This is a genomic window from Paracoccus laeviglucosivorans (assembly GCF_900182695.1).
GTDB classification, from domain to species: Bacteria; Pseudomonadota; Alphaproteobacteria; order Rhodobacterales; family Rhodobacteraceae; genus Paracoccus; species Paracoccus laeviglucosivorans.
The window spans coordinates 78,429-98,319 of record NZ_FXTK01000006.1; the positions used below are offsets into that span (position 1 = coordinate 78,429).

Annotated in this window: 13 protein-coding genes, 3 tRNA genes, 1 pseudogene and 1 riboswitch; of the genes and pseudogenes, 4 read left to right on the forward strand and 13 right to left on the reverse strand. The window is 64.8% G+C overall.

Annotation, left to right across the window (positions count from 1 at the left end; all coding sequences use genetic code 11):
- Nucleotides 1–2: 2 nt before the first annotated feature.
- The 4 genes from FN835_RS09200 to FN835_RS09215 all read right to left on the reverse strand — a co-directional run bounded on the left by FN835_RS09200 (nt 3) and on the right by FN835_RS09215 (nt 6,611).
- Nucleotides 3–665, reverse strand: coding sequence for a response regulator transcription factor (locus tag FN835_RS09200; protein WP_142662926.1), 663 nt, complete (start codon nt 663–665; stop codon nt 3–5).
- Complete coding sequence (locus FN835_RS09205; protein WP_142662927.1) at nt 662–2,038, reverse strand: LapD/MoxY N-terminal periplasmic domain-containing protein; 1,377 nt, start codon at nt 2,036–2,038, stop codon at nt 662–664. The genes FN835_RS09200 and FN835_RS09205 overlap by 4 nt, the downstream gene beginning before the upstream one ends.
- 78 nt (nt 2,039–2,116) lie before the next feature.
- Nucleotides 2,117–5,239, reverse strand: coding sequence for an efflux RND transporter permease subunit (locus FN835_RS09210; protein ID WP_142662928.1), 3,123 nt, complete (start codon nt 5,237–5,239; stop codon nt 2,117–2,119).
- Between the two features lie 34 nt (nt 5,240–5,273).
- A complete protein-coding gene (locus FN835_RS09215) occupies nt 5,274–6,611 on the reverse strand; it encodes an efflux RND transporter periplasmic adaptor subunit (protein ID WP_142662929.1) in 1,338 nt (445 codons plus the stop codon).
- A gap of 222 nt (nt 6,612–6,833) precedes the next feature.
- Between FN835_RS09215 and FN835_RS09220 the strand changes: the two genes are divergently transcribed.
- Together FN835_RS09220 and FN835_RS09225 are read left to right on the forward strand one after the other, a co-directional pair.
- Nucleotides 6,834–8,459 carry an acyl-CoA synthetase gene (locus FN835_RS09220; protein ID WP_142662930.1) on the forward strand — a complete coding sequence of 542 codons (1,626 nt, stop codon included), beginning with the start codon at nt 6,834–6,836 and terminating at the stop codon, nt 8,457–8,459.
- 113 nt (nt 8,460–8,572) lie between these two features.
- Nucleotides 8,573–8,646: transfer RNA gene (locus tag FN835_RS09225), tRNA-Gly, on the forward strand.
- 59 nt (nt 8,647–8,705) lie between these two features.
- On the opposite strand, the gene FN835_RS09230 is transcribed toward FN835_RS09225, so the two are convergent.
- Nucleotides 8,706–9,128 (reverse strand): DUF1489 family protein, encoded by a 423-nt coding sequence (locus FN835_RS09230; RefSeq protein ID WP_142662931.1) that lies wholly within the window; start codon nt 9,126–9,128, stop codon nt 8,706–8,708.
- Between the two features lie 109 nt (nt 9,129–9,237).
- Between FN835_RS09230 and FN835_RS09235 the strand changes: the two genes are divergently transcribed.
- Nucleotides 9,238–10,455, forward strand: coding sequence for a multidrug effflux MFS transporter (locus FN835_RS09235; protein WP_246098692.1), 1,218 nt, complete (start codon nt 9,238–9,240; stop codon nt 10,453–10,455).
- A gap of 53 nt (nt 10,456–10,508) precedes the next feature.
- On the opposite strand, the gene FN835_RS09240 is transcribed toward FN835_RS09235, so the two are convergent.
- The 5 genes from FN835_RS09240 to FN835_RS09260 all read right to left on the reverse strand — a co-directional run bounded on the left by FN835_RS09240 (nt 10,509) and on the right by FN835_RS09260 (nt 14,048).
- Nucleotides 10,509–10,583, reverse strand: a tRNA-Glu gene (locus FN835_RS09240).
- Between the two features lie 182 nt (nt 10,584–10,765).
- Nucleotides 10,766–10,840 (reverse strand) — tRNA-Glu (locus tag FN835_RS09245).
- A gap of 101 nt (nt 10,841–10,941) precedes the next feature.
- Nucleotides 10,942–12,684, reverse strand: a complete 1,743-nt coding sequence (gene recJ, locus FN835_RS09250; protein ID WP_142662932.1) for a single-stranded-DNA-specific exonuclease RecJ — start codon at nt 12,682–12,684, stop codon at nt 10,942–10,944.
- Nucleotides 12,685–12,749: 65 nt separating this feature from the next.
- Nucleotides 12,750–13,715 (reverse strand): class II fructose-bisphosphatase, encoded by a 966-nt coding sequence (glpX, locus tag FN835_RS09255; protein WP_142662933.1) that lies wholly within the window; start codon nt 13,713–13,715, stop codon nt 12,750–12,752.
- Nucleotides 13,716–13,796: 81 nt separating this feature from the next.
- Nucleotides 13,797–14,048 (reverse strand): BolA family protein, encoded by a 252-nt coding sequence (locus FN835_RS09260; RefSeq protein WP_142662934.1) that lies wholly within the window; start codon nt 14,046–14,048, stop codon nt 13,797–13,799.
- A 69-nt stretch (nt 14,049–14,117) separates the two neighbouring features.
- Here FN835_RS09260 and FN835_RS09265 point away from each other — a divergent pair, with 69 nt between their 5' ends.
- Nucleotides 14,118–14,744 (forward strand): J domain-containing protein, encoded by a 627-nt coding sequence (locus tag FN835_RS09265; RefSeq protein ID WP_142662935.1) that lies wholly within the window; start codon nt 14,118–14,120, stop codon nt 14,742–14,744.
- A gap of 93 nt (nt 14,745–14,837) precedes the next feature.
- On the opposite strand, the gene metK is transcribed toward FN835_RS09265, so the two are convergent.
- The 3 genes and pseudogenes from metK to FN835_RS09280 all read right to left on the reverse strand — a co-directional run.
- Nucleotides 14,838–16,004 carry a methionine adenosyltransferase gene (gene metK, locus FN835_RS09270; protein ID WP_142662936.1) on the reverse strand — a complete coding sequence of 389 codons (1,167 nt, stop codon included), beginning with the start codon at nt 16,002–16,004 and terminating at the stop codon, nt 14,838–14,840.
- Nucleotides 16,005–16,010: 6 nt separating this feature from the next.
- Nucleotides 16,011–16,058: riboswitch (SAM-SAH riboswitch) on the reverse strand.
- Nucleotides 16,059–16,071: 13 nt separating this feature from the next.
- On the reverse strand, nt 16,072–17,601 hold the full coding sequence (gene lnt / locus FN835_RS09275; RefSeq protein WP_142662937.1) for an apolipoprotein N-acyltransferase: 1,530 nt from the start codon (nt 17,599–17,601) through the stop codon (nt 16,072–16,074).
- Nucleotides 17,602–18,096: 495 nt separating this feature from the next.
- A pseudogene (locus FN835_RS09280) lies at nt 18,097–19,659 on the reverse strand (DEAD/DEAH box helicase); the annotation flags it as partial.
- Nucleotides 19,660–19,891 lie beyond the last annotated feature (232 nt).

The following is a 19,891-nucleotide window of genomic DNA, read 5'->3' on the forward strand; positions in this document are numbered from 1 at the left end:
GGTCAGACCCGGTCTCCGGTCTCATCCAGATGCCGGATCGCCTTGACGACCAGATCGGCGAAGCTGTTGGCACCCAGCTTATCCTTCAGCGTCTGGCTGACATTCGACACGGTCTTATAGCTGATGCGGGCGCGTTCGGCGATTTCGCGGTAAGCCAGCCCTTCGGCAATGGCGCGCAGAATGTCCAGTTCGCGCGGGGTCAGGCGGGGACGGGCCGTGCCGCCGGGACGTTCCAGCAGCGCGATCTTGCGGGCAAGATCGGCGGGCACGTAATCGCCGCCCGCAGCCACCTGTTCCAGCGCGTCGCAAATCTGGTCCGAAGGCGCGTCCTTCATGATGATGCCATTGCAGCCGGCTTGCAGCGCGCGGCGCGCGATGATCGGGCTTCGATGCATGGTGAATACCAGCATGGGTTGCGCCGCCCCTGCCGCCCGCAGGCGTTCGATCAGCCGCACCCCGGCCAGCTTGGAATCGCCCATGGTCAGATCGACGACGATGGCGTCGGGCGCTTCCCTGCGCCATGCCTGAAAGCCCTGTGACGGGGTCGAGGCGGCGATGACCTGACAATCCAGCCGCCCGCGGGTGATGCGGTCCCAGCCCTCGGCCACCACGGGATGATCGTCGATGATCAGGACGCGCAGGGTTTCGGTCGATGTCTGGGTCATGGCGCGCCTTGGTTCATCGGGATGCGGAATTCGGTAACGGTGCGTTCATCGCGGCGTTCGGGGGCCAGCCATGTCGCGCCAAGCGCCGCGGCACGGTCGCGCATCCCCGTCTGGCCCATGCCGCGCCGCTGCGAGACGGCGGCACCCACGCCGTCATCGGTCACGCGGGCGACCAGTTCGGACCCCGCCCGCAGTTCCACGCCGATCTGCGCGGGGGCCGCGTGACGCAACGCGTTCAGCACGCTTTCACGCACAAAGCGATAGATGGCGATCTGCCCTGCCTCATCGGGGTCGGGCAGGTCATCGTCGGCAGCGAAACGAAAGGCGGTGTTGGGCGCGAGGTCTTCGAATTCGATCAGCAGTTCATGCAGCATCTCGGGCAGGGACGCGCCGTCCGCAGGTCCAAGGCGCAGGTCGTCAATCGCCGCCCGCGCGCTTTTGCGGATCGCATCCGAGTGACGAGAGATTGCGCCCAGCGTCTCGGCCAGTTCGGGATCGGTCTTGTGGCGCGTGGCCTGACCCACGGCTGCGTGCAAAGCGAAAAGCTGCGGGCCGATTTCGTCATGCAGGTCGCTGGCGATGCGGGCGCGCTCGGCCTCGGCCAATGTCATCATGCGGGCCTGAAGGCGGCGGTTTTCGGCCCGTTCCTGCGCCAGATGCGCGGCAAGGGCGTTCACGCCTTCGGTCAGATCGTTCAGCTCGGTCAGGCCGGTCAGAGGCGCGCGCTGTTCCAGATTGCCTGCCCGCATCTGATCAAGCGCCGCACCCAAAAGGCCCAAACGCCGCAAGACCAGCCCCGTCACGGCCATCGTCACACCGATTGCGACCAGCGCCGTGACCAGCAAAAGCGGCAGCAGCACACGCAGGTCGCGCCACACCTCGGCGATTTCATCCGACGGCTCGGTGCGGATTTCCAAGACGCCAAGCACGTTGGGATAATGCGTCACCGGGATCAGATCGCGCTGCGGTTCGGGGCGCAACAGGGCGGCGAACCAGTCGGGCACCTTGTCCCGTGGTGTCGCAAGGTCAGGCAGGGGGACGGGCTTGCCCTGCACATCGCGCAGCTCGGCCGTGACATGGCGCTGGCTGCGAATATCGGCGGCGATCATCGCGGCCTCGGCCATCATGTCCTTGCGTCCGAACGAGGTGGGCAGGCGCAGCGTCGCCGCCGCATTGGCCAGCCGAAAGGCGGATTCGGTTTCCTGCCGGACCGAATCCCGCGCATTCCAGATCACCACGGTCACGGTAATGGCGAACATCACGATCCAGACCAAGGCCGAGCCGCCAAGCGCGATCCCCGACAGGGCCATGCCGCGTCGCCGCCCGACAGGCTGCGCCTTCGCCATCGTGCCGATCTGGCCCGTTGCGTCCATGTTCCCCCTCTGCCGCAGACGGCAGTTCCCCTGATCGAGCAGATTAGGCGCGGCGCTGGCGCGGGGCAAGCACCACGATCAAGTTTGCGCGACGGTGGGTTTCTGGTCAGGACGGCGCAATGCGCGGCGCACCAGCACGAAGAACAACGGCACGAACAGGATGCCCAGCACCGTGGCAGACACCGTGCCGCCCAGCACTGTCGCGCCAATGGTGTTGCGCCCGTTCGAACCCGCCCCCGATGACAGCACCAGCGGCAGCACCCCCAGCGAGAACGCGACCGAGGTCATCATGATCGGGCGGAACCGCTGGCGTGCCGCCTCGACCACCGCCTCATACAATGGTTTGCCGTGTTGTTCGGCCTGTTCGCGGGCGAATTCGACGATCAGGATGGCATTCTTGCCCGTCAGGCCGATCACGGTCAGCAGGCCGACCTGAAAGAACACGCCATTGTCGAACTTGCCCAGCCACGCGCCGACCAGCGCGCCAAGCACCCCGATGGGCATGGCCAGCATGACGGCGAAGGGGATCGACCAGCTTTCGTAAAGCGCCGCCAGACACAGGAACACCACGGCCAGCGACAGCGAATATAGCAGCGTGGTCTGGTTTCCGGCCTGCTGCTCCTCCAGCGACAGGCCGGTCCATGCCACGTCGAAGCCGTCGGGCAGTTGGCCCGCGATCTCCTCGATTGCGGCCATGCCTTCGCCGGATGAGATGACGGGGATCGGGTTGCCCTGTATCTGCATCGCGGGCACGCCGTTATAGCGGTCCAGCCCCTGCGGACCAAAGGTCCATCGCCCCTCGGCAAAGTTCGAAAAGGGGACCAACCCGCCCGAGCTGTTCCTGACCCGCCATTTGTCGATGTCCGTGGGTTGCGCACGCGAGTTCGGCTCACCCTGCACATAGACCTTTTTGATGCGGCCCCGGTCAACGAAGTCGTTCACATAGGTTCCCGCCCATGCCACGGACAACAGGCTGCCCACATCGGTGGCCGACACGCCCATGGCACCCGCCTTGCGCCAGTCGATGTCCAGATTGTATTGCGACGCATCCTCCAACCCGTTGGGTCGGGCCTGCGCGATGCGCCCGTCCTGCGCAGCCATGCCCAGAAGCTGATTGCGCGCGTCAAGCAATTGTTCATGCGTCTGGCCGGATCGGGCCTGCAGATAGAAATCGAAGCCCGAGACGTTGCCAAGCTCGATTACCGAAGGCGGCACGATGGGAAAGACCATCGCATCGCGGATCTGGCTGAAGGCGCCGAATGCCCGGCCCGCCACCGCCTGCACGTTCTGATCGGCGTTCGGCCTGTCGGCCCAGTCCTTCATTCGCACAAAGGCGATGCCCATGTTCTGGCCCTGACCGGCAAAGCTGAAGCCGGTGACGCCGAACATGCTGTCCACATTCGCGGATTCCTGTTCGGCGAAATAATGCTGGATCTGTTCGATCACCGCCTCGGTCCGTTCGGTCGTGGCCCCGGTGGGGCCTTGGACCAGCACGAACATGATGCCCTGATCTTCGTCCGGCAGGAAACCCGTGGGGGTGCGCAGGAACAGGAAAACCATCGCCGCGCCAAGCGCCAGATAGACCAGCATCATCCGCAAAGGCCGCCGGATGATCCAGTTCACCCACGAACTGTAGCCATGCATCGTGCGGTCGAATCCGCGGTTGAACAGCCCGAAAAAGCCGCGTGTCTTGTGGCCGTGTTCGTTGCGCAGAAGCGTCGCACACAGCGCGGGCGTCAGCGTCAGCGCCACCACAACCGACAGGCCCATGGCCGATGCGATGGTGATCGCGAACTGCTTGTAGATCACCCCGGTCGAGCCGCCAAAGAACGCCATCGGCACGAACACCGCCGACAGGACCAGCGCGATGCCGACCAGCGCCCCGGTGATCTGACCCATGGATTTGCGGGTCGCCTCGCGCGGTTCAAGGTCTTCCTCCTCCATGATCCGCTCGACGTTTTCGACAACGACGATGGCGTCATCGACCAGCAACCCGATGGCCAGCACCATGGCCAGCATGGTCAGCGTGTTGATGGTGAATCCCAGCGCGGCAAGGATGCCGAAGGTGCCCAGAATGACGACCGGGACCGCCAGCGTGGGGATCAGCGTCGCGCGCCAGTTCTGCAGGAACAGCAGCATGACGAAGAAGACCAGCACGATCGCCTCGACCAGCGTTTTCACCACCTCCTCAATCGAGATCAGGACGAAAGGCGTGGTGTCAAAGGGGATGACGTAACTGACGCCTTCGGGAAAGAACTTGGCGAATTCTTCCATCCGCGCCTTGACCCGTTCGGCGGTGTCCAGCGCGTTCGCGCCCGAGGCAAGGCTGATCGCCAGACCCGAGGCGGGGTTGCCGTTGAACTTGGCGCTGGTCGCGTAATCCTCGGCCCCGATTTCGACGCGGGCCACGTCCTTGAGCAGGATCAGACCGCCATCGGGTTCGGCACGCAGGACGATCTGTTCGAAATCCTCGGGCGTGGAAAGCAGCGATTGTGCAGTGATCGTGGCGTTCAGCATCTGGCCCTGCGGCGCAGGTTCGCTGCCGAAAGACCCCGCCGAGATCTGCGCGTTTTCCGCCGAAACCGCGCTGACCACATCGCCCGGCGTCAATTCGTAGGCCGCCAGTTTCGACGGGTCCAGCCAGATGCGCATGGCATATTGCGCACCGAATATCTGGACCGAGCCCACGCCTTCGACCCGGCTAAGATCGTTCACGAGGTTCGAAATCATGTAGTCGGCAAGATCGACCTCCTCCAGCTTTCCACCTTCGGAAATCAGGCCGATCACCATCAGAAAACCCTCGGCCGATTTCTCGACCGTGACGCCCTGACGCTGCACGGGTTCGGGCAAAAGCGACGTCGCCTGCGCCAGCTTGTTCTGGACCTGCACCTGCGCGATGTCGGCATCCGTGCCCGTCTCGAATGTCAGGGTGGTGCTGGACGTGCCTGCCGAGCTGGAGCTTGAGTTGAAATAGCGCAGACCGTCCAAACCCGTCATCTGCTGTTCGATCACCTGCGTGACCGTGTTCGCGATCGTATCCGCAGACGCGCCCGGATAAGTGGCGCGGATCGTGACCGAAGGCGGCGCAATCTGGGGATACTGCGCGACGGGCAGGGTAAAGATCGACAGCAGCCCGATCCCCATGATCAGGATCGAGATAACCCAGGCAAAGACCGGACGGTCGATGAAAAAGCGCGCCATTATAGGCTCCTGTAGGTATTACCTCGAAACGGGATTAACCGTCCGAGCCTGTCGTGCCTTCGGTTTGCTGCGGGGCTGCGCCACCTTCTGCGGGGGCTGCGGCTTCGGGGGCGGCCTCGCTCGTTGGGGCTGCCTCGCCTGGCTGGGCCGGTTGTGCCTGGCCTTCCTGCTGAGGCGCTTCGCCTTGCGGCGGGCTGTCCGGGGCCGCACCTTCGGTGGGCGGGGCACCGGCCTGACGCTCCTCGACATTGACGGGGGCGCCGGGGGCGATGAACTGCACACCCTCGACGATCAGGCGGTCGCCGTCGTTCAGGCCCTTGCTGACCACCCAGTCATTGCCAAGATCCTGCAATACGGTCAGTTCGCGGCTTTCGACCTGATTTTGCGCATTCACCACCATGGCCACGGGCAGGCCGCGGCGGTCGCGGCTGACACCTTCCTGCGGGGCAAGGATGACGTTGCGCGCCGTGGCCTGCTGCACCACCGCCTGCACATACATGCCGGGCAGCAGAATGCGTTCGGGATTGGCGAATGACAGGCGCAGCGTCACGACGCCGGTGGTTTCGTTGACGTAAGGCTCGGCTGCGGTCAGCGTGCCTTTTTCGGGATATTCGGTGCCGTCGGCCAGACGCAGGGTAACGGTCTGGCCGGGATGTTCGCCGTCTTGCGCGGCGTTTTGCGCGGCCATGTCGCGCCGCCAGCGGATCAGTTCCGCCGCCGATTGCGTCACATCGACATGCACCGGGTCAAGCGTGCGGATCACGGCCAGCGGATTGGCCTGACTGGCGGTGACCAGCGCGCCCTGGCTGGTCTGCGCAAGGCCGATCTCGCCATCCAGTTCGGCGCGGATTGTGGTGCGCTCAAGCTCGATCCGGGCGGACAGAAGCTGTGCCTCGGCCACTTTCACCGCGGCTTCGGCGGCGTCGCGCGTGGCGATGGCGGTGTCCGAGGTGCTTTCGCTGGTCACGCGCCGGTCGCGCAGCGCGCCCGCGCGCTCGGCCTCGCGCCGGGCGTTGTCGGCCGTGGCGCGGGCTTGGGCCACGGCCGCCTCGGCTTGTGCGACGGCCGCCTCATAGGTGGTCTGGTCGATGCGGAACAGCGGATCGCCGCGCTTGACCTGCCGCCCTTCGTCGAACATGCGCTCGGTGACGATGCCATTGACCTGCGGGCGCACCTCGGCCTCGGCTGAGGCAGTGACGCGACCGGGCAGGGTGGTCGTCAGCGGCACGTCTTGCGCGTGCAGGGTGACGACCGTGACCGTGGGGGGCGGCATTTCGCCCCCCGGCGCCTGCGCCCATGCGGGTGCGCAGGCCAGCCCGGCGGCATGGGCCAAAAGGAACGTGACGGTAAACCGGCGCACAAGCGCTGACATGATCGGGCTCCGGGGCATGTTCTGACTTTGTGCCTATAACCCACGGTTTCGTGACGATGTTCAATCTTTTTGTGACATGACCTCCCGGAATGCGCGGATCGGCGCGGCAAGCGGCCCACGGTGTCACGCCTCTGGCGAAGTGCTTCGAAGCTGCGCTAACCTTCGATCCAGCGCGGCGGGCAGAGGGGGCCATTCGCCGCATGAAGCGGAGGACAGGACAGAATGGCGCAAGGCAATATCTATGAAACCGGGCTGGAGGCGGGGCCGGCCAATTTCGAACAACTCTCGCCCCTGCGCTTTATTGAACGGGCGGCTGCGACATTCCCCGATGCGCCTGCCGTCATCCATGGTGATCTGCGGCGCAACTGGGCCGAAACCTATGCCCGTTGCCGTCAGCTGGCAGGGGCATTGGCTGCGCGCGGGCTGGGCAAGGGCGATACCGTTGCGATCATCGCGGCCAACATCCCCGAGATGTTCGAAGCGCATTTCGGCATTCCCATGACCGGCGCGGTGCTGAATGCGATCAACACCCGGCTGGATGCGCAGACCGTGGCCTTCATCCTGAACCACGGCGAGGCGAAGCTGCTGATCGTCGATCCCGAGTTTGCCGATACCGCCTCGCAGGCGCTGCAGATTGCCGGGCGCGACATTCCGGTCGTGGACATCCTTGATCCGGCGATCGACGCGCCGCGTCTGGGCCAGATCAGCTATGAGGAATTGCTGGCCGAGGGCAGTGCCGATTTCGACTGGCAGATGCCCGCAAGCGAATGGGACGCGATCTCGCTGAACTATACATCCGGCACGACCGGCGATCCCAAGGGCGTCGTCTATCACCACCGCGGTGCGACGCTGAACGCGATGGCCAATATCATTTCGTGGCAGATGCCGCAGCACGCGCGCTATCTGTGGACGCTGCCAATGTTTCATTGCAACGGCTGGTGTTTCCCGTGGTCCATCGCCGCGAATGCGGGCGTCTGCATCTGCCTGCGCGCCGTTCGGGCCGAGCCGATCTTTCGGCTTTTCCGCGACGAAAAGGTCACGCATTTCTGCGGTGCGCCGATCGTTCTGAACATGCTGGCCAATGCCCCCGATGAGCTGAAAGGTTTTGATCACCCGATCAAGGTTATGACCGCAGGCGCGCCGCCGCCCGCCGCCGTGATCTCTGCGGTCGAGGCAATGGGGATCGAGGTGACGCACGCCTATGGCCTGACCGAGACCTATGGTCCTTCGGTCGTATGCGCATGGAAGGACGAATGGGACGACCGGCCCGCCGATGAACGCGCCCGGCTGAAATCGCGCCAAGGCGTGCGCAACGCGGCGCTTGGTGGGCTGATGGTCGCCGATCCCGAAACGCTGGTTCCCGTTCCCGCCGATGGCGCGACGATGGGCGAGATTTTCATGCGTGGCAATAACGTGATGAAGGGCTATCTGAAGAACCCCGCCGCCACGCAGAAATCCTTTCGCGGCGGCTGGTTCGCCTCGGGCGACCTGGGGGTGATGCACCCGGACGGTTATGTCGAGCTGAAGGATCGCAGCAAGGACATCATCATCTCGGGTGGGGAAAACATCTCCTCGGTCGAGGTCGAGGATGTGCTTTACCGCCATCCCGCCGTGATGGAGGCCGCCGTCGTTGCCCGCCCGGACCCGCAATGGGGCGAAACGCCCTGCGCCTTCGTCACGCTGAAGGCCGGACGCCACGCCGAAGCCGAGGAGTTGATCGAGTTCTGCCGACAGAACATGGCCCGCTACAAGGCACCCAAGACGGTGGTGTTCGGGGAATTGCCCAAGACCTCGACCGGCAAGATCCAGAAATTCCTGCTGCGTAATCAGGCGCGCGAGTTGATCTGAGGTCGCGCAGCGTGGCAGGCGTTGCATTTGGGTATTTGTAGAACCGAGAAGCCGCGGGCCGCACGAGAAGGGGCTTGCGGCAGGGCGGGTTGCAATGCTATCGGGTCGCCTGCGCGGGTATGGTGAAATGGTATCACACGAGCTTCCCAAGCTCTTGGCGCGGGTTCGATTCCCGCTACCCGCTCCAAATATCCAGCCTTCATGACATGTCGCAGATCGCGTGGATCGGCTTTGGCTGGTGACGCCTTAGCGCAGGCCCATTTCGGCCAGAGCGCGGGCGATCTCTGCGGGCAGGCTGGGTTCCTCCTCGCGGCCTTCGGGCAGGTCGGGGGGCGCGTCGGCGGGGTTCAGGTAGCGCCAGCCCTGAAACGGGCGGCGGGGGACAGCGGCGGTGCGGATCAGCTTTGGCTCCATCACCAGTGCGCAGCGGCGAATGCCGTCCTCGCCCTTGACCTCATCCATGCCGATCAGGCGTTGGCGGGCCTGCATCACCCCCTTGAATACCCAGTAGATCGAGCCGCCGTTGAGAATCTCGGCCTCGCGCTTGGGCCACATGCGGGTGACGTGGCGCGCGGGGCCGCCTTTCCAGCGGTCCTTTTGCCAGGCCGCCAGTTCAGCCGGGCTATCGCAGCCGACGCAAAGCTTCATCAGGTTCAGGGGTGGGGACATGCTCATGCGCCAGATATAGCCTGCGCGCGGCAATGTGCAACGGCGCGGGTCTTGCACCTTTGGATGGGGGCGGATACCCCGCAAAGGCTCCCATACCTTGAGGCCCCCAATGTCCGATACGACATCGCCAGCCGCCGCCCGGCAGAGCCAGCCCGAATTCATTGCGATGCTTGCCGTGATCTTTGCGGTCATCGCTTTTTCCATCGATTCGATGCTGCCCGCATTGCCCGAGATTGCGCAGGTGCTGACGCCTGACAACGTGAACCGCGCCCAGCTTGTCCTGACAGCCTTTGTCGGGGGCATGGGGTTGGGGCTGTTCGTGGCCGGGCCGCTATCGGATGCTTACGGTCGCAAGCGCGTCATCACGCTGGGCTTTGCCATCTATGCGCTGGCGGCGATTGCTGCGGTTTTCGCGCAATCGCTTGAGATGCTGCTGGTGGCCCGCTTCGTGCAGGGGCTTGGCGCGGCGGCCCCGCGGATCGTTTCGCTGGCACTGGTGCGCGATCTGTATCAAGGGCGCGAGATGGCGCGGATCACCAGCTTCGTGATGATGATCTTCATCCTGATCCCGGCGGTTGCGCCGTCTGTCGGGGCAGGGGTGATCCATCTGGTCGGCTGGCGTGGCGTGTTCGGTTCCTTCGTGGTGCTGGCGCTGATCGGCAGCCTTTGGCTGAACCTGCGCCAGGCCGAAACCCTGCCCGTCGAGAAGCGCCGCCCCATGAACGCCCGCAACATGATCTCTGGTGCGCGCGAGGTGCTGGGCAATGCGCAGGTGCGGATGATTGCGGTGGTGATGACGCTGGGCTTTGGCCAGATGTTTGCGCTGCTGAGCTCGGCCCAGCAGCTGTTCGCGGACACCTATGGCAAGACCGACAGCTTCCCGACATGGTTCGCCGTCATGGCACTGCTGTCGGGGTCGGGAACGGTGCTGAACGCGCGCTATGTGCTGCGGCTTGGGATGAAGCGGATCGTGACCAGCGCCTATGCCATGCAGGTCTGCGTGTCCGCCGTGATGGTCGTGCTGGTATGGGGCGATCTGCTGCCCCAGACGTTGCGGTTCCCGGCATTCTTCCTGTGGGCCGTCAGCGTGTTCTTTATGGCGGGCGTGACCTTTGGCAACCTGAACGCCATGGCCTTGCAACGCATGGGTCATCTGGCGGGCATGGCGGCATCTGTAGTGGCGGCCGTGTCCACCATCGGCGCGGTTTTGATCGCAGCGCCCGTGGGTCAACTTTATGACGGAACAGCGCGTCCGATCATGCTGGCAACGCTGATCTGTTCGGGGCTGGCGTTGATGCTGATGCGGCGCATTGAAGATGTCGGATAAACGAACGGGGGCGCGTTAAGCGCCCTTTTTCATAACCGGCAATTTGAAGGAAGTGGCAGCCCGTAGGGGAGTCGAACCCCTCTTTTCAGGTTGAAAACCTGACGTCCTAACCGATAGACGAACGGGCCACATCATGCGCCGCTTGCCTGCGGCTGAGGGGCGTTTAGGCCACCCGGCGGAAAGCCGCAAGAGGGTATCGCCAAAGTTTCCGACGAATTTTCGAAAGGCGCGGAAGTGGCTGATGGAGAAAAGAAAATGCGCCGGAAAGCGTGATGCTTTCGGCGCGCAACCTGCTTGTAACAGGAAGAAGTGGCAGCCCGTAGGGGAGTCGAACCCCTCTTTTCAGGTTGAAAACCTGACGTCCTAACCGATAGACGAACGGGCCACTTTCGTTTCCGCCGGGTCAGTGCCCTGCGGCGTGGAGCGGTGTTTAGGTCAGCCGCGCATATCACGCAAGCACAAAAATGGCAGTTCGGTGAAGTTTTTTCACCTCACCGCTGCGGCGTCGTCCAGACGCAGGCGCACCCGTTCCCTGCCACCCCAAATCGACAGCTCCAGCTTGCCCGCCAGATGGAAGCGCCGCCCCTTGGCCCCCAGCAAAGCGGGGCCAAGCGGACCGGTCATCGCGCCCCATGCCACCGCTTCCAGTGGCGCGCTGCCGGGGCTGCGGAACCGCAGCCGCAGATGGCTGTCCCCCATGGTCGAGGCGCTGTCGATCACCTGATCGGCAAAGGCGAAACGCGGAGCGGGGGCAGCCTGACCGAAGGGTCCGGCGCGTTCCAGCATCTGCATCAGCTCGACCGTCGCGCCCGCAGGGTCCAGCAGGCCGGAAATGCGCAGTTCATCCGCGCCGGTGCGTTCGGCCATCTCGCGTGCCAGCAATTCGGACAGGCGTTCCATCGCGGCGGGAATTTTCGCTTCCTCGACCGTCAGACCTGCGGCCATGGCGTGTCCGCCACCCTTCAGCAGCAGCCCCTCGGTCGCAAGGCGCTGGATCGCGCGGCCAAGATCAACGCCGGGCACCGACCGGGCGGAGCCCTTGCCGATGCCGCGTTCCACGCCGATCACGACCGAGGGCAGGCCCGTCGCCTCTTTCATGCGGGCGGCGACGATGCCCACGACGCCGGGATGCCAGCCCTGATCGGCGGCCCATGCGACCAGCGGCGTGCCGCCACGGGCATCAACCTGCGCCAGCGCGGCTTCGCGGACCGCCGCTTCGATGGCGCGACGTTCGCGGTTCAAATCGTCCAGTTCCGCGGCGTATTTCCCGGCCAGAGTGGTATCGACACAGGACAGGCATTGCGCGCCCAGATCGGCGCGGCCCACGCGGCCACCGGCATTGATGCGCGGCCCCAGCAGAAAGCCCAGATGAAAGGCGCTGGGGGCGCTGTCTAGCCGTGCCACATCGGACAAGGCGACCAGACCCGGACGTTCGCGCCGCGCCATAATCGCCAAGCCCTGCCGCACAAAAGCGCGGTTGACGCCGATCAGCGGCGCGACATCGGCGACTGTCGCCAGCGCCACCAGATCCAGCAGCGCGATCAGGTCGGGCTGCGGCAGACCCGCCGCGCGCAGCAGGCGGTTGCATTGCACCAGCGTCAGAAACACGACGCCCGCCGCGCACAGATGGCCAAGGCTGCCGTCTTCGTCCTGCCGATTGGGGTTCACCACGGCCAGCACGTCGGGCAAAGTCTCGGCGCCCTGGTGGTGGTCCAGCACAATCACGTCGCGGGGCGCGGCGGCTAGTGCATCATGGCTAAGCGTGCCGCAATCGACGCAGACGATCAGGTCGTGGCTCGCGGCAAGACCCTGCATGGCGGGGATGTTGGGGCCGTAACCCTCGTCGATGCGGTCGGGGATATACAGGGTCGCATCCAGGCCCTGACGGCGCAGCCAGTCGATCAGCAGCGCGGCGGATGATCCGCCGTCCACGTCATAATCGGCGAAAATCGCGATGCGCTGACGCGCCTGCACGGCGGCGACGATGCGGGCCGCCGCGCGGTCCATGTCGCGCAGGGTCAGGGGATCGGGCAGCAGGTCGCGCAGCTTCGGGTCCAGAAACCCCGCCGCCTCGTGCGAGGGGATGCCGCGCGCGGCCAGAACGCGGCTGACGGGCAGGGGCAGGCGGCTGTCCTGCGCCAGCGCCTCGGCGGCGCGTTCAAGGGCGGCATCGGGACCGCGCCACAGGCGTCCGGTCAGCGAGGATTCGACAGAAAGAAAGGCGGTCATGGAGCTTATTCCCCCATGACCGCCCGGCAATCAAGCGTCCCGTTTCAACTGGGGCCGGTTCGGCCTTACTTGATCGGGTTGCGATAGATCATGCGACGGACCGAACCGGTCTTGGAACGCATCAGGATGGTTTCGGTCTGCAGGAAGCCCGGCTCGCGCTTGACGCCAGCCACGATCGAGCCGTTGGTCACGCCGGTCGCGGCAAAGATCACGTCGCCGGTCACCAGTTCGTCGCGCGAATAAATGCGGTCCAGATCGGTGATGCCTGCCTTGTGCGCGCGGCCTTTTTCGTCGTCGTTGCGGAACAACAGCTTGCCCCACATCTGGCCGCCCATGCATTTCAGCGCGGATGCGGCCAGCACACCCTCGGGCGCGCCGCCCGAACCCATATACATGTCGATGCCGGTCAGCTCGGCTTCGGCGCAGTGGATTACACCGGCCACGTCGCCATCGGTGATCAGGCGGATTGCGGCGCCGGTCGAGCGGACTTCGGCAATCAGGTCTTCGTGGCGGGGGCGTTCCAGAATGCAGACGGTGATGTCGCTGTCCTTGACGCCACGGGCCTTGGCCAATGCGCGCACACGCTCGGACGGGGACATGTTCAGGCTGACCACGTCCTTGTCATAACCCGGACCGATGGCCAGCTTTTCCATATAGACGTCGGGGGCGTGCAGCAGCGTGCCGCGCGGGGCCATGGCGATCACGGTCAGCGCGTTCGGCATGTCCTTGGCGGTCAGCGTTGTGCCTTCCAGCGGGTCCAGCGCGATGTCCACCTCGGGACCGCTGCCGGTGCCGACTTCTTCGCCGATATACAGCATCGGGGCTTCGTCACGCTCACCCTCGCCGATCACGACGACACCTTTGATGTCCAGCATGTTCAGCTGTTCGCGCATGGCGTTGACGGCGGCCTGGTCGGCGGCTTTTTCGTCGCCGCGACCGATCAGGCGGGCCGAGGCATGGGCCGCCGCCTCGCTGACGCGGGCGAGGCCCAGGGAAAGCATGCGGTCATTGAAATCCGTGGGCGCAGTCATTTGGTTAATTCCTTGTAATGGCGCTTTGTCTGGCTTCTACGTGGCGTCTGTGACACCGGCAAGTCTGGGTGCGCTAACGGTTCAGTTTTCCGCAAGTTCCAGCGCCAAAGCGTGGATTCTGGGCACGATATCGCCCAATGTGCGATGAACAAGGCGATGGCGTGCCACATGACCCAATCCGGCGAATTCCGCGCTGGCGATACGGACGCGGAAATGGGTTTCTCCGCCCTCGCGCCAGCCACCATGGCCGCGATGGCCTTCGCTTTCGTCGATCACCTCAAGCCGTGTCGGGTGAAGCTGCTGAAGCCGTTCCCGCATCTCGTCCGCAATCATCCTGAATGCCCCTTTCATGTCCCGTGAAATAGCTTAGACTGCGCGTCCCGATCAGGACAAGGCAGGCAGATGAGCAAGAACGACCCGTTCGGATTCGATATTTCCGCAGCCTCGGACAAGAAGCGGCGGTCCAAGGGCCGGCGGGGCATGTCCGGCGCTTTCGAGACCTCGACGCGGCGCTGCGACAAGGCGGGGTGCAACGAACCCGGCCAGTATCGCGCGCCGAAATCGCCGCGCAACCTCGACGACTATTTCTGGTTCTGCAAGGATCACGTGCGCGAATACAATCTGAACTGGAACTATTTCCAAGGTCAGTCAGAGGCCGAGTTTCAGGAGTTCCTGGACAATGCCACGGTCTGGGAACGCCCGACCAAACCCTTTGGCCGTTCGGCGCAGGAAGACAAATGGGCGCGCCACGGCGTCAGCGACCCGCTGGAGATTCTGGGCGCAAACGGCACCAATCCCGAGGTGCGGCGCACCGCCACCCGCAAGCTGCCGCCGACCGAACGCAAGGCGCTGGAAATCCTTGAGGCCAAGGACAGCTGGACCCGCGCAGAAATCCGCAAGCAATACAAGTCGTTGGTGAAGGATCTTCATCCTGATATGAATGGCGGCGACCGGTCCGACGAAGACCGGCTGCAAGAGGTCGTCTGGGCCTGGGACCAGATCAAGGACAGCCGCAGCTTCAAGGATTGAAGGATAGGGGGCTTTGCCCCCCGCGCGTTCCGCGCTCCCCCCAGGGTATTTCCAGAACCGAGAAAGGCCGGGGTTGCGCCCCGGCCCTTGTCTTTACAGCTCGCGCTTCAGCGCATCCGCAAGGTCGGTGCGTTCCCATGAGAAGCCGCCATCGGCCTCGGGGGCGCGGCCGAAATGGCCGTAAGCCGCCGTGCGACGATAGATCGGGCGGCACAGGTCCAGATGCTCGCGGATGCCGCGGGGCGTCAGGTCCATGGCGCGGGAGATCGCGCGCTCGATCTCGGCCTCGGGGAGTTCCGAGGTGCCGAAGGTGTCGGCATAGATCGACAGCGGTTTCGCTACGCCGATGGCATAGGAAAGCTGGATCACGCAGCGTTTTGCCAGACCCGCCGCGACCACGTTCTTTGCCAGATAGCGCGCGGCATAGGCGGCCGAACGGTCAACCTTGGTCGGGTCTTTGCCCGAAAACGCGCCGCCGCCATGTGGCGCCGCGCCGCCATAGGTATCGACGATGATCTTGCGTCCGGTCAGTCCCGCGTCGCCGTCGGGCCCACCGATGACAAAGGTGCCGGTCGGGTTGACCCACCATTCGGTGTTTTCGGTCAGCCATTCGGCAGGCAGGACTTCGCGGATATAGGGTTCCACGATCGCGCGGATGTCGTCCGAGGTCTGCGCCTCGTCCTTGTGCTGATGCGACAGGACCAGGCTGGTGACTTCGACCGGCTTGCCGTTTTCATAGCGCAGCGACAGTTGCGACTTGGCGTCGGGGCCAAGCATCGGCTCGGCGCCGGATTTGCGCGCCTCGGCCAGACGGCGCAGGATGGCGTGCGAATACTGGATCGGCGCGGGCATGAGTTCGGGCGTTTCGTCGATCGCGTAGCCGAACATGATGCCCTGATCGCCCGCACCGTCGCGGTCCACGCCCTGGCTGATATGGGCCGATTGTTCGTGCAGGTAGTTGTGGACGTGGCAGGTGTTCCAGTGGAACTTTTCCTGCTCATAGCCGATGTCGTGGATGGTATCGCGGGCGATCTGCGTCACGCGACCCATGTATTCGCCCAGTTTCTTCTGGTCGGTCAGGCCGATTTCGCCGCCGATGACGACGGTGCCGGTGGTCGCGAAGGTTTCGCAGGCAACGCGGGCCATGGGATCTTCGGCCAGCAGCGCATCCAGCACCGCGTCAGAGATCTGGTCGCATAATTTGTCGGGATGCCCCTCGGATACCGATTCCGAGGTGAACACATAATTCTGTCTGGCCATGAGAATTGCTCCGTTAGATCACGCCGTCACGCCAGGAAGCCGTTGTGACGGTCGGATCAGCGATAGATCACGCCCCAGTTGTCGTCAACCTGCGTCGGGAAAAACCCAGTATGACCAGAGCGCAAGCCAGAAGCAGCGCAGGCCAGTCGCGCCACAGCGACCATAGCGTGGGCGGCAGCGCGCCAGGCAGGCGCGCATCAATCCGGCCTTCCAGGTTCAGGCCCAGTTCCGCGCGCACCTGCCCACGCGCGTCGATCACCGCCGAGACCCCGGTATTGGCCGCCCGCATCAGGGGCAGGCCGGATTCGATGGCGCGCAGGCGGGCCTGCGCCAGATGCTGCCACGGCCCGGAAAGATTGCCGAACCAGCCGTCATTGGTGACCTGCAGCAGCCATGCGGGACGGTTTTCGCCAGTGATCAGATGCTGGGGAAACACCGCCTCATAGCAGATCAGGGGCTGGACCGGGGGCAGCGTTTCCAGATGCAGCACCTCGGGGCCATGTCCGGGCGAGTAGCCAAAGCCGTGCTGGGCGGCAAAGGCGCGGATGCCAAGACGGGCCATCAGATCGCCCCAGGGCGTATATTCGCCGAAAGGGACAAGGTGGAACTTGTCATAGATCGGGCCGATGCCCTTGGACGAAAACTCGGTCAGGCTGTTGAAATAACGTTCGCCCCACGAACGCTGGATGCCCAGAACGACGGGCGCGCCGACATAGGCCGCGATGTCCTGAGGCGCGGTGCCGGACTGGTCCAGCAGGAAATTCACCGCCGTTTCGGGCCAGATCACCGCGTCAGGCGCCGGCTTGCCGGGATCGCGGGCGGCGGACTGGTCCAGCAGGCGGCGGAAAAACACTTCAGACCAATAGGGATCCCATTTCAGCGCCTGCGTGGCATTGGGCTGGATCAGGCGGATGTGGTGATCGGTATCGGCGGGCAGGGGGTGGGCCAGCCGTGCCATGCCATGGCTCCATGCCGTGCCGATCAGCAGGGTGGACAGGACCGCGCCGGGAAGGGCTGGAAAGCGTGCGTGGCTGCGCCAGAATATCAGCGGCAGCACGGCGGCCAGCATCGTCAGCGCGGAAAGGCCGATGGCCCCGAAACTGGCAGCGGTCTGACCCGCCGGGGTCGCGATCCAGATATGGCCGGTCAGCGCCCAGGGAAGTCCGGTGAATATCCAGCCGCGCAGCCAGTCCGACAGCACCATCAGCCCCGCGAAGGCCACGCCCGCCCGTGCGAAACCGGGGCTGAGTTTCGCCGAAAACCATGCGGGTGCGGTCCAGAACAGCGCCCCGCCCGCCGCCATCAGCAGCAAGGCAAAGGGGGCCATCCAGCCGTAAACCTCGGGTTCGACAAGGAAGGGTTCGACGATCCACGACATCGCCAGCGCGAAATGGCCAAGGCCCGCGCCAAAGGCGTGCCACGCTGCGCGGTTCGCGCTTTGGGCTTGTGCAATTCGCCAGCACAGCAGCGCCATGGCAAGAACCGTCAGGAACCACAGGTTCCACGGCGCTTGTCCCAGGGCCGCTGCAACGCCAAGCGTCAGGTCGAAAGCAAGCGACGCCAGCGAGGGACGGCCCCGCTGGCGTGTCTGGGTCATCGGGGCCGTCATGGCCAAGATTTACGCCTCGCTTGAGGTCTCATCCGCGCCGGGCGCGGGGGTGGCCGCGTCTGCCTCGGCAGCGTCGGTCTTTTTCTTGCGCTGTGCGCGGGGCTTGGCGGGCGCTTTTGCGGCGGCGGGCTTGCGCGTCGCGGTGCGGCGCTTGGGCTTTTCCGCGGGCGCTTCGGCAGGTTCTGCAACCGCTTCCACTGCGGGGGCGGTTTCTGTCGCTGCAGGTGCCTCGGCGGGTGCTTCCGCCTCGGTTACGGTTTCCGCAGGCTCGGGCGCTTTCGCACGGCTTTTGCGCGGGGCGCGCGGCTTGCGGGCGGGCTTGGCCGGGGCTTCGGCGGCAGGCTCGGCCACGGGCGCGGCTTCCGCGACCGCTTCGGGCTGGGCGGCGGCCTCGATCGGGGCGTCGATGGTCTCAACCGGAGCCTGAGCCGGGATTTCGGCGGCGACAAAGGTCGGGGGCACGGTTTCGGCCACGGCCTGCACCTCGGGGGCTTCGATCTCGGGCGCGTCATCTGACGGTGCGCCTTCGATGATGCCGGGGCGGAAGCTGCGGGTCATGAATTCCGGCATGTGATCACCCATGCCCATGACGGGATGACGGTCGCCGCGATCTCCGCGACGTTCTTCGCGGCGGTCCTGACGTTCATGCCGATCCTGACGTTCATGGCGGTCGTGCCGCTCATGCCGTTCGCGGCGATCGTCGCGGCGTTCTTCGCGCTGGGGACGTTCGCGGCTCTCGGCCGGCTTCGCCTCAGCTTTGGCTTCGGCACGCGGTTCGGCCTGAGGGCGCTGTTCGCTGTCGTCGCGGCGACCGCGACGGTCGCGGTCACGGCCCGAACGGCGGCCATTTTCGCGCGGGGCGCGGGGTGCCTCTTGTGCGGCGTCGGTCAGGGTAAAGCCTTCGGGGATGTCAGCGCGGGGCAATGTCTGTTTCACCAGAGTTTCGATTGCGGTCAAATACTTCTCATCCGCTGGGGTCGAGATCGAGATTGCGGTCCCCAGACGTCCGGCGCGGCCGGTGCGGCCGATGCGGTGGACGTAATCCTCGGCATGGCTGGGCAGGTCATAGTTGAAGACGTGACCCACGGCCGGAATATCCAGACCGCGCGCCGCCACGTCCGAGGCGACCAGAATGCGCAGCTTGCCTTCACGGAATTCGTCCAACGTGGCCATGCGGTGGCGCTGGTCAAGGTCGCCATGAATCGGTGCGGCGTCAAATCCGTGCGATTTCAAGGATTTGGCAACAATATCTACATCGGTTTTACGGTTGCAGAAGATGATGGCGTTCTTCAGCCCCTCACCCTCGGCGCGGATCAGGGCGCGCAGCAATTCGCGTTTCTGCTTGGCCGACTGGTCGCGGCGGGTCGGCGTGATCTCGACCAGCTTTTGGGTGATGGTTTCGCTGGTTGTGGCCTGACGTGCCACCTCGATCCGTTCCGGCGCGTGCAGGAAGGTGTCGGTGATGCGTTCGATTTCCGGCGCCATCGTCGCCGAGAAGAACAGCGTCTGACGGGTAAAGGGCGTCAGCTGGAAGATGCGTTCGATGTCGGGGATGAAGCCCATGTCCAGCATCCGGTCGGCTTCGTCCACGACCATGATCTGAACGCCGGTCAGCAACAGCTTGCCGCGTTCGAAATGGTCCAGCAGGCGACCGGGCGTCGCAATCAGCACGTCTACACCGCGGTCGATCAGCTTGTCCTGTTCGCCAAAGCTGACGCCGCCGATCAGCAGCGCCTTGGTCAGACGGGTATGCTTGGCATAGACGTCGAAATTCTCGGCCACCTGGGCTGCCAGTTCCCGCGTCGGGCACAGCACCAGCGAACGCGGCATCCGCGCCCGCGCCCGGCCACGGCCCAGCAGGGTGATCATCGGCAGCGTAAAGCTGGCGGTCTTTCCGGTCCCGGTCTGCGCGATGCCCAGGACGTCGCGGCCTTCCAGCGCAGGGGGAATCGCCCCGGCCTGAATCGGGGTGGGGGTTTCATACCCCGCCTCGGCAATGGCTTGCAGAACTTTGGGGTCGAGCTTCAGATCGGAAAACTTGGTCATTCAGGGCTTTCGTGTCAAAGCGCAGCTTGCCTGCGCTGTCTTTTGCGTCCATCGCCACCCGTGGAACCCGCAACCTTCAGGAACCGGGGCAACGTTCAGGGACGCAATTTCCGCACGCCCCTCGCCATGTCTGCCGGATGCAGACGCGCCGGACCTAACCGAAAAGCGGCGCTGCGTCAATCTGATCGCGTGGGGCAGGGTGCCGGCGTGGTTGACGGCCCCCCGCGCCAAG